This is a genomic window from Rhodobacteraceae bacterium D3-12, from assembly GCA_025916135.1.
GTDB lineage: Bacteria > Pseudomonadota > Alphaproteobacteria > Rhodobacterales > Rhodobacteraceae > JAKGBX01.
Genome location: CP104793.1, coordinates 2688230 through 2701629, shown reverse-complemented (window position 1 = coordinate 2701629; position 13400 = coordinate 2688230). Strand labels below are relative to the sequence as shown.

The 13400-nt window shown below is 60.0% G+C and carries 12 protein-coding genes; 6 read left to right on the top strand and 6 right to left on the bottom strand.

Annotation, left to right across the window (positions count from 1 at the left end):
* Nucleotides 1–3: 3 nt before the first annotated feature.
* From murF to murD, 3 genes are read left to right on the top strand one after another with little or no spacing between them, the layout of a single operon-like run.
* Nucleotides 4–1440: a UDP-N-acetylmuramoyl-tripeptide--D-alanyl-D-alanine ligase gene (murF, locus tag N4R57_13310; GenBank protein UYV36016.1), complete on the top strand. Its 1437-nt coding sequence runs from the start codon at nucleotides 4–6 to the stop codon at nucleotides 1438–1440.
* Complete coding sequence (gene mraY / locus N4R57_13305) at nucleotides 1441–2523, top strand: phospho-N-acetylmuramoyl-pentapeptide-transferase (protein UYV36015.1); 1083 nt, start codon at nucleotides 1441–1443, stop codon at nucleotides 2521–2523.
* Nucleotides 2524–2566: 43 nt separating this feature from the next.
* Nucleotides 2567–3964, top strand: a complete 1398-nt coding sequence (gene murD, locus N4R57_13300) for a UDP-N-acetylmuramoyl-L-alanine--D-glutamate ligase (protein UYV36014.1) — start codon at nucleotides 2567–2569, stop codon at nucleotides 3962–3964.
* Here murD and N4R57_13295 read toward each other — a convergent pair whose 3' ends face one another.
* The 6 genes from N4R57_13295 to N4R57_13270 form a co-directional block, all read right to left on the bottom strand.
* Entirely contained in the window at nucleotides 3965–4639 is a 675-nt protein-coding gene (locus tag N4R57_13295) for a hypothetical protein (GenBank protein ID UYV36013.1), read from the bottom strand.
* A gap of 621 nt (nucleotides 4640–5260) precedes the next feature.
* Entirely contained in the window at nucleotides 5261–6037 is a 777-nt protein-coding gene (locus tag N4R57_13290; protein UYV36012.1) for a hypothetical protein, read from the bottom strand.
* Entirely contained in the window at nucleotides 6038–7996 is a 1959-nt protein-coding gene (parE, locus tag N4R57_13285; protein UYV36011.1) for a DNA topoisomerase IV subunit B, read from the bottom strand.
* Nucleotides 7997–8122: 126 nt separating this feature from the next.
* The gene (locus N4R57_13280) at nucleotides 8123–8548 is read right to left on the bottom strand and encodes a hypothetical protein (protein ID UYV36010.1); all 426 of its coding nucleotides are present in this window, start codon (nucleotides 8546–8548) and stop codon (nucleotides 8123–8125) included.
* Between the two features lie 27 nt (nucleotides 8549–8575).
* Nucleotides 8576–9463: an alpha/beta hydrolase gene (locus tag N4R57_13275; GenBank protein UYV36009.1), complete on the bottom strand. Its 888-nt coding sequence runs from the start codon at nucleotides 9461–9463 to the stop codon at nucleotides 8576–8578.
* A 546-nt stretch (nucleotides 9464–10009) separates the two neighbouring features.
* The gene (locus N4R57_13270; GenBank protein ID UYV36008.1) at nucleotides 10010–10684 is read right to left on the bottom strand and encodes a metal-binding protein ZinT; all 675 of its coding nucleotides are present in this window, start codon (nucleotides 10682–10684) and stop codon (nucleotides 10010–10012) included.
* 172 nt (nucleotides 10685–10856) lie between these two features.
* Here N4R57_13270 and ppk2 point away from each other — a divergent pair, with 172 nt between their 5' ends.
* The 3 genes from ppk2 to N4R57_13255 all read left to right on the top strand — a co-directional run bounded on the left by ppk2 (nucleotide 10857) and on the right by N4R57_13255 (nucleotide 13267).
* Nucleotides 10857–11828, top strand: a complete 972-nt coding sequence (ppk2, locus tag N4R57_13265) for a polyphosphate kinase 2 (protein ID UYV36007.1) — start codon at nucleotides 10857–10859, stop codon at nucleotides 11826–11828.
* A 94-nt stretch (nucleotides 11829–11922) separates the two neighbouring features.
* On the top strand, nucleotides 11923–12402 hold the full coding sequence (locus N4R57_13260) for a hypothetical protein (protein ID UYV36006.1): 480 nt from the start codon (nucleotides 11923–11925) through the stop codon (nucleotides 12400–12402).
* 1 nt (nucleotide 12403) lies between these two features.
* On the top strand, nucleotides 12404–13267 hold the full coding sequence (locus N4R57_13255) for a TerB family tellurite resistance protein (GenBank protein ID UYV36005.1): 864 nt from the start codon (nucleotides 12404–12406) through the stop codon (nucleotides 13265–13267).
* The last annotated feature ends 133 nt before the right edge of the window (nucleotides 13268–13400 follow it).

The window sequence follows — 13400 nt, the reverse complement described above, 5'->3', positions numbered from 1 at the left end:
GGCATGAGCCTGTGGACCCAAGCCGAGGCCGAGGCCGCAACCGGCGGGCGCGGTATTGGCAAATGGGCCGTGACGGGCGTGTCGATTGATACGCGCACCATTCAGCCGGGCGATTTGTTTGTAGCGCTGAAAGACCTGCGCGACGGGCATGAGTTTGTCGCGCAAGCCCTGGCGGCGGGCGCGGGCGCGGCGATGGTGTCGCGCGTGCCCGAGGGCGTGAGCGACGATGCGCCCCTGTTGATCGTTGACGATGTGCTGCCGGCGCTGGAGGCTTTGGCGCGCGCGGCGCGTGAGCGCACGCAGGCCAAAGTGGTGGCGGTGACCGGATCGGTGGGCAAGACCTCAACCAAGGAAATGCTGCGTATCCTATTGGGGCGGCAGGGCAAAACCCACGCGGCCGAGGCCAGCTATAACAACCATTGGGGCGTGCCTTTGACGTTGGCGCGTATGCCACAGGACACGGAGTATGCCGTGATCGAGATCGGCATGAGCAACCCCGGAGAGATTGCACCGCTGACACGGCTGGCGCGCCCGCATGTGGCGATGGTCACGACAGTGGCCCCGGCGCATATGGAGGCGTTCGAGAGCATCGAAGGCATCGCCCACGAGAAGGCGGCGATTTTTGAGGGGCTTGAACCCGGCGGCGTGGCGGTGATCAACGCAGACATCGAAACCACGGCGATTTTGCAGGACAAGGCGCATGAGATGGGCGCGCGACCGGTTCTGTTTGGGACGGGACCGCGCGCGGGGAAGGGGGATTTCGCCCTCAAACGCGTGACGCTTGCGGATGAGACGACAATTTGCGAGGCCGACGCCGCCGGGGAGGCGCTGTTGTTCAAACTGTCCTCGCCGGGGCGGCATTTTGCGATGAATGGCCTTGGCGCCTTGGCGGCCGCAACGGCTTTGGGCGCGGACCTTGGGCTGGCGGCGGTGGGTATTGCCGATTGGCAGCCGCCCGCCGGACGGGGCAGCCGCGAGCGTGTGGTGCTCGACGATCAGACCGAGGCGGAGCTGGCGCTGATTGACGATGCGTTCAACGCCAATCCGACGTCGATGGCTGTTTCGCTGGAAGTTCTGGCCGCCGCGACGCCGGGGGATGAGCGCCGGGGCCGCAGGATCGCCATTCTGGGCGATATGCTTGAGCTGGGCGCGAGCGAGATGGCGGATCACGCCGCTCTGGCCGCGCTTGAGTGGATCAAGGACATTCACAAGCTGCATTTGGTTGGCCCACGCATGCAGCATCTTTATGAGGTGCTGGACCCGCAAAAACGCGGTGAATGGGTTGAGACCGCGCCCGAGATGGTCGCCCTTGTGCGTCGCTTGGTGCATCCGGGGGATATCGTGCTGGTCAAAGGGTCAAAGGGGTCGAAGGTGAGCCTAGTTGTTGACGCGATCCGCAAAATGGGTCATCCGGCGCCAAAAGAACAAAAGGACGAGTAGATGCTGTATTGGTTGACCTTGCTTTCGGATGGCGGCGATATCTTTAACCTGTTTCGCTATATCACCTTCCGGGCCGGCGGGGCGTTCATGACGGCTCTGCTTTTCGGGTTCATCTTTGGCCAACCGTTGATCAACGTGCTGCGCCGCCGTCAGGGCAAGGGGCAACCGATCCGCGATGACGGACCGGAGAGCCATTTCGAAAAGGCTGGCACGCCAACGATGGGCGGGTTGTTGATTGTTGGCGCTTTGCTGACCTCGACCCTGCTTTGGGCGCGGCTGGACAACCCGTTTGTCTGGCTGGTTCTGTTCGTGACGATGAGCTTTGCCGCGATCGGATTTGCCGATGATTATGCCAAGGTGAGCAAGCAGAACACCGCCGGCGTTTCCGGTAAGATACGGTTATTGCTTGGACTTATCATATCCGGCATCGCCGCCTATTGGGCCGCGCAATACCACCCGGAGGCGTTGCAATATCGTCTGGCGTTGCCGGTGTTCAAGGATACGTTAGTGAACCTCGGGGTGTTGTTCATACCGTTCGGGATCATCGTGATCGTTGGCGCGGCGAATGCTGTGAACCTGACCGACGGGCTGGACGGCTTGGCGATTATGCCGGTGATGATCGCCGCAGGCACGCTGGGGGTAATTTCCTATGCGGTCGGGCGGGTCGATTTCACCGAATACCTTGATGTGCATTACGTGGCCGGGACGGGCGAGATTTTGATCTTTACCGCCGGGTTGTTTGGCGGGGGGCTCGGCTTTCTTTGGTACAATGCGCCGCCGGCGGCGGTGTTTATGGGCGACACCGGATCGCTTGCGCTTGGGGGTGCTCTGGGCGCGATTGCGGTGGCCACCAAGCACGAGATCGTGCTGGCGATTGTCGGCGGTTTGTTCGTGCTGGAAGCGATGAGCGTGATCATTCAGGTGCTGTATTTCAAGCGCACGGGCAAGCGCGTGTTTTTGATGGCTCCGATCCATCACCACTATGAAAAGAAGGGCTGGGCCGAGCCGCAGATTGTGATCCGCTTTTGGATTATCTCGCTTATTCTGGCCATGATCGGGCTGGCAACTTTGAAGGTTCGGTGAGCCGGTTGCCCGCGTTTGCGGGCGTCGCCCTGGGGAGAATGCAATGATTGTTGCGCGTGGATTTGAGGGCCGGACGGTTGCCATTCTGGGACTGGGGCGGTCGGGCCTGTCGGCGGCGCGGGCGCTGCGAGAGGGCGGCGCAGAGGCGCTCTGTTGGGACGACAATGCACAGGCGCGCGCCGTGGCGGAAGCCGAAGGATTTCAATGCGTTGACCTGATGAAGGCGGGCGCGTTCGAGGGGGTTTCCGCGCTCATCGTGAGCCCCGGTATCCCGCATCTTTACCCGCAAGCGAACCGGGTTGTGATGGCCGCATGGGACGCCGGAGTGCCGGTGGACAACGACATCGGCCTGTTTTTCCGCTCGCTCGGCGGGGCGGGGTGGAACGGGTATGACGTGATGCCGCGGGTGGTTGCGGTGACGGGATCGAACGGCAAATCAACCACATCGGCTTTGATCCATCATCTGCTTGAAAACGCAGGGAAAGAGGCGCAGTTGGCCGGAAACATCGGCCGTGGCGTTCTGGACATTGATCCGCCGGGAGACGGCGGGATCGTGGTGCTGGAACTGTCGTCTTACCAGACCGACCTTGCGCGGGCGTTAACGCCGGATGTTGCTGTTTTTACAAACCTTTCGCCCGATCATCTGGACCGGCACGGCGGTATGGGCGGCTATTTCGCGGCCAAGCGGCGGCTGTTTTCCGAAGGCGGGCCAGATCGCTGTGTGATCGGGGTGGATGAGGACGAGGGGCGTTACCTTGCCAATCAGATGGCCGAAGGGGCCGCCGATGACCGGGTGATCGCGGTTTCGGTCGAGCGGAAACTGGCCGGGCCGGGGTGGTATGTCTTTGCCAAGAAAGGATTTTTGGCGGAGTGGCGCAAGGGGCGGCAGGTGGCGTCGATTGATCTGCGCGCGGTGGCGGGGCTGCCGGGGGCGCACAACCATCAGAACGCCTGTGCCGCCTATGCGGTGTGCCGGACGCTGGGCTTGGGTCCGCGGGATATTGAGCAAGGATTTCAAAGCTTTGGCGGGTTGCCGCACCGCTCGCAAGTGGTGGGAGAGCGGGCTGGTGTACGGTTTGTCAACGACAGCAAGGCGACCAACGTGGATTCGGCGGCCAAGGCCTTGAAAGCATTTGGTAAAATCCGCTGGATTTGCGGCGGGTTGGAAAAGGAAGGCGGGCTTGGCGGGCTGTTGGAGGCAACCGGCTCGGTCGTGAAGGCCTATGTCATCGGGCGCGAGGCTGCGAATTTTGCGCTGCAACTTCAAGGGGTTGAGGCCGAGGTTTGCGGGACTATGGAGGCGGCTGTGGCGAAGGCGGCGGCGGAGGCCGAGGCGGGAGAGGTGGTTTTGCTGGCCCCTGCGGCGGCGTCGTTTGACCAGTATGACAGCTTTGAGAAACGCGGTGAGCATTTCATGGCTGAGGTTGCCAAGCTCTTGTAACTACCGACAAATTCCGGCGATTTTGACGCCCTCCCACGGGATGTAGACCTCCTTGGGGAGGCGCAGTTTGGCGATGGGAAACGCGCCTTTTAGCAGGGCGCGGAGGCGGGCGGTGCGGGGGGCTTCGGGGTCGAGCGTGGCGCAGCAGACGTATTCCTCGACAATGCTGGCCTGTTGCTCGTAACCATAGTCGTAGAACGATGTTTTCGTAGAAATATCATAGAGATAGGGGTCTTCTCCGAACTTGTGCTCATTGGCGGCTTTGATCGGGGAATAGCCGGTTTTGGCGCGGTTTTGCCATTGCCAGACGTGGGTCATTTCATGGGCAAAGAGCATGGCGGCGAAGAGGTTCATCGCTTTGGGGTAGGACTCCAGATAATCCTTTGAGAAGAAGGGCTTGGAGAAGAACACCTTGTTGTGGATGGCAACGGCGGCGGGGCCGACGGTGACGATTTCTTCTTTCGGTTCGGGCCAGATCCGCTCGCGACAGGCGAGGCGGGGGCGTTTTTGGCGTTTATAGGTGACCTTGCCGATGACCGCGCCATTGTGGAACCGGGCGATTTTGGTGTCGGCGGTGCCGCCAAAGAGTTGATCTGCAAAGGCTTTTTCGTTTGTGGACAGGGGGCGTCCACAGGCGGCGAGGATCAGGAGGGTGGCGAGCAGGAGGCGAGTCATTGGGAGAGTTTAGGAGAGGTTACGCCAACGTGCGAGAGGGTTAATGCGGGTTTGGGGGAGGTTTTTTGAGGGGGTGACTCCCGGCTGACATCCGGCTGACTTTCGGCTGCCGGGTGGATGGGGGCGCGGGTTAACGGTTTGTTAGGTTAACTGGGCGTTCGGTGGGGGGAAATGGTGCACCTAGCCCGGAATCAAGGCGCTTGCGCCGCCGGGCCAGCGCCTGCCCGTTCCGGCGGTCCCCTCTCGGCAGATTTTTCGTTGAAAAATCGCCTGTCGGGTTAATACAGGCGCTTTGGTGAGGATAGGTGCATGATTGATGGGATGTGCGGATTTGGCGGGGATAAAGTGCGGGTCATTGGCGTTGGAGGCGCCAACCCACGGGCAGGCGCTGGCCCTTGGGGTGGCGGTTGGTTTTTCAGTGAGGAGGTATGCAACGGAGGGGCGCGCCCGACCCTGGGTGGGCGCTTGGGGCGGGTGTTTGGGGGTGGGGCGGTGCTACGTCGGCGACGGTGGTGCGTGGTGGAGGGTTGCGAATGCGCCCTCCCGGGGGAGGGTCGGGCGCGGCCCGGTCAGCAAGCTGCCCGGGCTGAGCAATCATTGAACGAGTTTCTCATTTGAATCCTATTGGTCTTCATCAAGCCACTCTCTAATTCTAGGGTGCCCTCCGATTGGGGCAAGGTTGTGCAATACACCCCACCGAATAGAATGAGTGTTCTTCTTAATTGGTAGCGGAAGGTGGAAAAGCAAAATGTAGAGGGATGCGATGACGACTGTAATTGCGCCAAAGCCACATGATGCTCTTTCAAGAAAGCTGAATTTACTGTCGATTGTGATGGCGCATTGTTCCAACAAAACATAGCCGATGAAAACAAAATATGGAACTGAAATAGAGAGCATTGTCACCATCAAAGCCAAGCTTAGCAATCTAGAAATGGGGAATTTCTCTTTTATAAAACTATTCAAAAATAGTGGTATTCCCATAGCATTGTCGGACTGGGCTTTTAGCATCCTTAGGACCTCAACAGAAAAACCAGGAAGTATAATTTTGTTTCCGTGTTTGATCCTCAGGGACATAACAACTGACAAGTGATTAATTCTCATTGCAAACATTAGGATCAATAGACCTATAGCTGAAAGAAAATACGCAACGGGAACCGATGCCTCAATTTCATAGACTGAAACCGATAGGGCGTTTTCAGTGCGAAGCGAGGTTAGAAGCAAATATGCAATAAATAGACTGGTGGCAGATTTTCCGACTTGAGTAATTGCTTTGTTTTCTAGTTCTCCAAGAACGCCGAGTAACCTAAGCCATTGTCGTTCATCAGGATGCGTTCTGCGAACGGTGGTTTCAAATTCGTGAATTTTCAGTCTCTTTAACGATATCCATTTCGTTTTCATCTAAACATCCAACTCCTCCACAAACCTCGCATTCTCCTGAATATACTGAAAGCGCAGTTCCGGCTTTTTGCCCATCAGACGCTCGACCAGATCGCCGGTCTCTCCGGGTTCGTCCTCGTCGATGGTCACCCGAATGAGCGTGCGTGATTTCGGGTCCATCGTGGTTTCTTTCAAATCCTTGGCGTCCATTTCACCCAAGCCTTTGAAGCGTTGCACGTCGATCTTGCCTTTGCCGCCGAGACCGTTTTTCAGCACCTCTTCCTTGGCCACATCATCGGCGACATAGACGCGTTTGGCGCCTTGGGTCAGGCGATACAAAGGCGGGCAGGCGAGATACAAATGCCCGGCGTCGATCATCGGGCGCATCTGGGTGAAGAAGAAGGTCATCAGAAGCGCGGCGATATGGGCGCCGTCAACATCAGCATCGGTCATGATGATGATCTTGTCATAGCGCAGATCTTCGAGGTTGAACTTGGTCCCGAGGCCGGTGCCGATCGCTTGGGTGAGGTCCGAAATCTCGGCGTTGGAGCCAAGTTTGGAGGAGGCCGCGCCCAGCACGTTGAGGATTTTACCGCGCAGGGGTAGGAGCGCCTGGGTTTTGCGGTCACGGGCCATTTTGGCAGAGCCGCCGGCCGAGTCGCCCTCGACGATGAAAAGCTCGGTGCCGTCGCGGGCGTTGGAGGAACAATCGGTGAGCTTGCCGGGGAGGCGGAGCTTCTTGGTGGCGCTTTTGCGCGCGGTCTCTTTTTCTTCACGGCGGCGGAGGCGTTCTTCGGCGCGGAGCACGAGGAAGTCGAGGATTGCGCCGGCGGATTTGGTATTGCCCGCGAGCCAGTTGTCGAAGTGGTCGCGCACCGCGTTCTCAACGAGGCGTTGGGCCTCGACCGTGGCGAGGCGGTCTTTGGTCTGGCCAACGAATTCGGGTTCGGAAATGAAGCATGACACCAGCGCGCAGCCGCCTGACGTGAGGTCTTCGCGGGTGATCTGGGCGGCCTTTTTGTTCGAGGCCAGCTCGCCATAGGCTTTGATGCCTTTGAGGATCGCGGCCCAGAAGCCCGCCACGTGGGTGCCGCCTTCGGGGGTGGGAACGGTGTTACAGTAGCTTTGGATGAAGCCATCGCGCGATGGGGTCCAGTTGATCGCCCATTCGACCTTGCCCGGCGTTTGGAATTTCTCTTGGAAGTCGACGGTGCCTGCGAAGGGCGTTTCGGCATAGGTCGAGGCCGATCCAAGCGTTTCGCGCAGGTAGTCGGCGAGGCCACCGGGGAAGTGGAAGGTGGCCTCGGTCGGGGTTTCGCCGTCGTCGATGGCGGATTTCCAGCGGATTTCGACGCCCGAGAAGAGGTAGGCCTTGGAGCGGATGGATTTGAACAGGCGGGCCGGTTTGAAGCGGTGGTGGCCGAAGATCTGCTCGTCTGCGTGGAAGGTGACGGTGGTACCGCGGCGGTTTTGGGTCTGGCCGATCTCGGCGACGGGGCCGAGGGGGAGGCCGCGCGAGAAGCGTTGTTCGAACACCTTCTTGTCGCGCGCAACCTGCACCACCATCGAATCCGACAGGGCATTGACCACAGAGGCGCCAACGCCGTGCAGGCCGCCGGAGGTTTGATAGGCTTTGCCCGAGAATTTACCGCCCGCGTGCAGCGTGCAGAGGATCACTTCGAGCGCGGATTTGTCGGGGAATTTCGGGTGCGGATCGACCGGGATGCCGCGGCCGTTGTCGCGGATGGTGACGGAGTAGTCTTCGAGCAGTTCAACCTCGATCCGGTTGGCATAGCCGGCGACGGCTTCGTCCATCGAGTTGTCGAGCACTTCGGCGACCATGTGGTGGAGCGCGCGTTCATCGGTGCCGCCGATATACATGCCGGGGCGTTTGCGCACGGGTTCCAAGCCTTCGAGGACTTCGATGCTGTCGGCGTTGTAGTCACCACCGGAGGCGGGGGAGAGGAGATCGTCGGCCATGTGCTGCTCATTTTGCTTGTTTGGCGGACATTATGGCAGAGAGACGGGCGGGGGGAAGATGTTGTGGAGGGGGGGTGGGTTGAAGGCCGCGCCCCTGGAGACCGCGCCCCAACGGGCGTGCGCGCGTTAATCGGTGCAGCGCAACAGCCATGTGTTGAGGTAGTGGTTGGCCTGAGTGGCGATCGTGGCCTTGAAGTAGCCTTTGTGGTTGAGCGAATTGCGCGGTTTGGCGGGCATGGCGAGCGTGTTGAGGGAGCTTTTCTGATCGCCGATGGCGAAGATGTTGAGCAGGCCGCGCCGGGTGATGCGATAGGTGTTCTCGTAGTCGCGAAACTCGCGCGATTTGACGAAGGCGATGACTTCGTCGCGCTTGACGAGGAGGGTGAAGGTTTTGCGCTTGTTATTGGCCTTGAAGATGGTGTCGTCGTTAAAGCCGATGAAGTTTTCCACGACACAATGGTATTGCGTCAGCGCCTGTGCGGGTCGGGTGTTGAGCGCGACGAGGGCCACGAAGGCAAGCATTAGGACAGCGGCAGCGCGAGGATGGGTCATGTGGTGGGCTCCGAGGGTGATGTGTGGTCAGCTATCTTGCCATGACAGGATTGCATTGGCCACATCATCCGGGTGCTGGTGGCAGACCCAGTGATCGCCCGAGGGCAGGGTGACGCGGGTGAGATTGGGGGCGTAGTCCTCGAGCCCGTGGGTGGTTTCGGGCAGCAGGGCGGTGTCGCCTTCGGCCCAGATCAGCAGGTGGGGCTGTTGCACGGTGAAGCGTTCGGTTGGAAAGGGGGGCAGGCCGGTGATCGGCGAGCCGGGGCTGGCGACGCGCAGCTTGTCGGCGCGATACCAGTTGATCATGCCGCGCAACCGGCCCGGGCGGGACCATTCGTGTTTGTAGGCTACAAGCTTGGGCGGGGTCATCCAGCCGAGGTCCATCTTGGCGGAAAACAGCGCCATCAGCTTGGCGAAATCATCCTCGGCGAGGATGTCTTCGGAGCCGTCGCGGCGCAGGAAGAGGATGTATTGCGAGGCCTCGGATTGCGCGCCTCCACGGGCGAGTTCGCGTTGGAAGGGCGCCGGGTGGACGCCGTTCACCACGATCAGGCGCTTGACCAGATCGGGCGTCATCATCGCCAGCCCATAGGCCACCGCCGAGCCCCAGTCATGGCCGAGCACATCAAGCGGGCCGAGGCCGAGGCTGTCGATCAGTTCGGCCATGTCGCCGATCAGCCGAGGCGCGGTGTATTCGCCGGGATCAGCGGGGGCCCAGCTTTGACCATAGCCGCGTTGGTCGGGGGCGATGCAGTAGTAGCGGTCGGTCAGGCGGCTGGCGAGTTCGTCCCAAGCGCCGGAATATTCCGGGAACCCGTGCAGCATAAGGAGCGGCGGGTTCGAGGGGGTGCCCCATGTGAGGTAGTGGAACGGTTGACCGGAGATTTGGATGTGATGGCTTTGCATAGCGACCATGGTGCGGGGTGGCGTGCAGAGAGGCAAGCGGGACGTGGCGTTGCGGGGCGTTTGCGGGGCTGATTGCGGTGCCGGTGTATGGGGGCGGCGTGTGGTGCAGGGGAGGCTGTGGTGGCGCGGGTTTTTTTTGGGTGTTGGCGCGATTGGGGGGGCTGTGCATCGGGTGAATGTCGCGGGGAGAAGCGGGGGCGCGGGTAGGGGTGGTGGGGCAGCCCTCTAGATCGCAGTGGAAGAGTGGGGTGGGGCAGCTTCGCGTGACGCATTGTATTCGTGGGTGGGCGACTCCCCCATTTGACAGTTCAAAACGGGGGAAAGCCCCCCACACCACAGTTAAAGGTGGGGGCCAGCCCCCCACGCCACAGGTACAGGTGGGGGGCCAGCCCCCCACGCCCCCCGGGATATTTTCAGTCAGATGAAGGTAAAGGGAGCGCGTGGGGCCGGAAACGCGCGGGGCCGGAAAGAGGGGCGCCTGTACCCGGCTGGGGCGGGGGCGAGCCGCGAAGGGCTGTCCCCGCCGAAGGAGCTTGTTTGCCTCAGGTGGCGCGCTTAGTGCGCGATCATGTCGTGGGCGATGTCATGGGCCGACATATTGGTCGGGAAGTAGGTCGGCCAGTTTGTCAGCTCGGCCAGAACGGCGTCGCGGTCATTGCCCCAATAGATGTGGTAGTGGCCGACTTTTTTGGGCGCGATGTGGTGGTCGCTGAACTGGATGAACATGGGCGCGGCGGCGTCGCCTCCGGTTTTGCGGAAGCTGAAGCGGACGCCACGGTTGCCTTTTTTGTAGTTCAGGATCTCGTAGCCATCGCTTTCGTAATTCGCCGAGACCGCGCCGGTGGGTCTGAAGAAGGTCACAGACGTGGCGTCGATCATGATGCGGTCAACATCGGTTTTATAGCCGATATCGTAATAGGCGCGGTATTGCTCGGCGGTTTTGTCGCTGTGTTCGGCTTTGTGGGCCCAGACCTCGTCAAGATCGCCGTTTTTGAGCAGCGGGTAGATCGACTGCCAGTCGCCGGCCCAGTCGGTGAGGGCGCGGGGGGCGATTTGGGCGTCTTCGAAGTAGCCTTTGTAGATTTGTTTGGCTTGTTCGCTGGTGTCGTGGCTGTGTTTGTGGGTTTTGGTGTCGCTGCTGGCTGCGGTTTGGGCGATGGCGGGCGCGGTCGACAGTGCGAGGCCGGATGCGACAAGCAGGGCGGCGGCGCGTGCGTTGAATTTGGTCATGATGTGCCTTTCGTTGATTCAGACATGTTATAACGTAACATAATGCGAGCTACAGCAGTCTGATGGCGAAGAAAAGTGCCGAGACGAGCGGCTGGCGGATTGATACCGATCAAAGACGGGGGGCGGCATGGGGTGGTAAGGGTGGTGCAACATCAAAGCACAGGAGATGCCCATGGCCACCGCACCCGCGACCAAGTCAAACACCACCGCCGCAGCCAAAGAGGGGTCTGCTGGCCTTCGCCCGGAGACGCGGGCTGTGTCGCCTGAGGCCTCTGGCCTCCCCTCTGGCGTGTCGGCGCAGGAGGAGGTGAGCCGCGGGTTTGAGAACGGTGATTACCCTTACAGCGACAAGTTGGGCCGGGCGAGTTACGAAGAGCAAAAGGCGCAGTTGCAGGCGGAATTGTTAAAGGTGCAACTGTGGTCGCAAGAGAGCGGCCAGAAGTTTGTTATGCTGTTCGAGGGGCGGGATGCCGCCGGCAAGGGCGGCACGATCAAGCGCTTTACCGAGCACCTGAACCCGCGTTCGGCCCGAGTGGTGGCCTTGAACAAGCCCACCGACGAAGAGCGCGGGCAGTGGTATTTCCAGCGCTATATCGACCATCTGCCAACCGCGGGTGAGATCGTTTTGTACGACCGGTCGTGGTATAATCGCGCCGGTGTCGAGCGGGTGATGGGGTTTTGCGAGCCCAATGAATACCTTGAGTTCATGCGCCAGACCCCCGACCTTGAGCGGATGTTGGTGCGGTCGGGTATTCGGCTTTATAAATACTGGTTCTCGGTCACGCAGGACGAGCAGAAGCGGCGGTTTGACAGCCGCGCGGAGGACCCACTCAAGCAGTGGAAACTGAGCCCGATCGACAAGGCGAGCCTGAACAAATGGGATGATTACACCGAGGCCAAGGAGGCGATGTTTTTCTATACAGACACCGCCGATGCGCCGTGGACGGTGATCAAGTCGAACGACAAGAAGCGGGCGCGGTTGGCCTGTATGCGGCATTTCCTGAGCAGTCTGGATTACCCCGGCAAGGATATCGAAGTGGTCGGGCGGCCCGATCCGTTGCTGGTGTCGGGGGCGAACCATGTGATCCATCGGGCGGATCATATCTTAGGCACGGCGTTGCACCCGGATCAGCGGCGCGGGTGAGGAAACCGGGCGGCGCGTAATGTGGGGTAATTATGGTTGCGGGCTTAGGGGGTGATGTGCATTCTGGCTTCCAAGTGATTGTGAGGAAGCATTTGTGATTGTCGAAGCCGTAGACCCGCAAACCGGCAAATCCGTTAAAATGGAATGTGCCGCGTCGACCCAAGATGAAATCCGAGATTTGCTGAGTTTTGACCTTTCGGAAGACGCGCTAAAGAAGCGGATCAACAAGTTGGCGATTTCCGCAGATGCGAAGTCCATTCTGTTTACGATCTCGAAGCAGACGATCCGGGTTGGCGCTATGGTGGTTAAAATCGGGCGCAAGGTTCTGGATGTTGTAATCACCATATTGACGGAATACCCGATGGCGATAACCGGCGTGGTGTTCGGCGCGGTGTTTGGCGAGATGGTGAAATCCATACCGTTGCTCGGGCTGCTTTTCGGGCCGTTTGTTTCGTCGCTTGCGATTGCTTTCGGGTTTGCGATAGGCGCGATTAGCGATTTTAAAAACAAGGCGTTAGAACGCCGGATCATGTCGGCGGTTGCCAATTTTGATGCATTGAAAACGAAGGCGTGAGATGGCTGCTGCGTGGTTTGATGGCGTCGAGGACGTGGTCCACGACGAATTGAGGTTCAAGGCCAGGTTGAGCATTGGGGAAGACGCGTATCTTTCGACGCGGCTCAAAAATGTGGTTTTCGACGCTTGGGATGTTGCGGGCGTTGCGAGCACCGGTGCGCAGTTGGCACAGTCGGCTTTTGTGGCGCAAAAGTTCTTTAGCGCGCCTGGCATTTTGGCGTCGATCGGGATCGGGTCGTCTGCGGCCACGCCGATCGGTTGGGTTGTGGCGGCCAGCGTTGTGTCTGGTGGTGCGTGGCTCGGTATCACGCGATACCTGAAAGGGGACAACGGCAAGGTGACGGTCATCCCCGAGTTCATCAACACTCCTCTGGATGTGCTGGGGCTTGCGTTGTTTGACCTTTTGGCGCCGTTGGCGATGCGGGTAGCGGCTGTGGACGGTGAGATTCACCCAAGCGAGCACGAGTTGATCAAGCAATGCTTTGTGCAGCGCTGGGGGTTTTCAGAGCTGTTTGTGGAAAGCGGGCTCGAATTTGTGTCCGAGAACCTTGACGATTACGACATCAAGACGGCGGCGGCGACGCTGGGGGCGTTCACGCGCGACAATCCCGACTGCAATGCCAGCAAGATGCTTGCGGATATGATTGCCTTCTTACACGAAGTGATGGAGGCCGATGGCCGGATTGACGAGCGTGAGGAAATGGCAATCGAGCGGGTTGAAAAGGTGTTTGCCGAGGAAATGAGCTTTTCGATCTCGCGCACTGTCGCGCCCGTTGGCAAGGTGGCGGCTGCGGTCGGGAGCGTGGCATCGGGCATTGGGTCATTGGTGCGCAAGCCGTGGCGGCGCAACGAAGAGGACACGTGAGGCGGGTTTGGCGTATCGCTGGATTTGCAGGGGCGTTTGCCCACATTTGGCCCCCGGAGATGTGCCGGAGGCCAAAGTCCGATCTTGGCGTTTAACCCGGACCTGTTTTCACGGGCCGCGCAGCGCCAGCCAA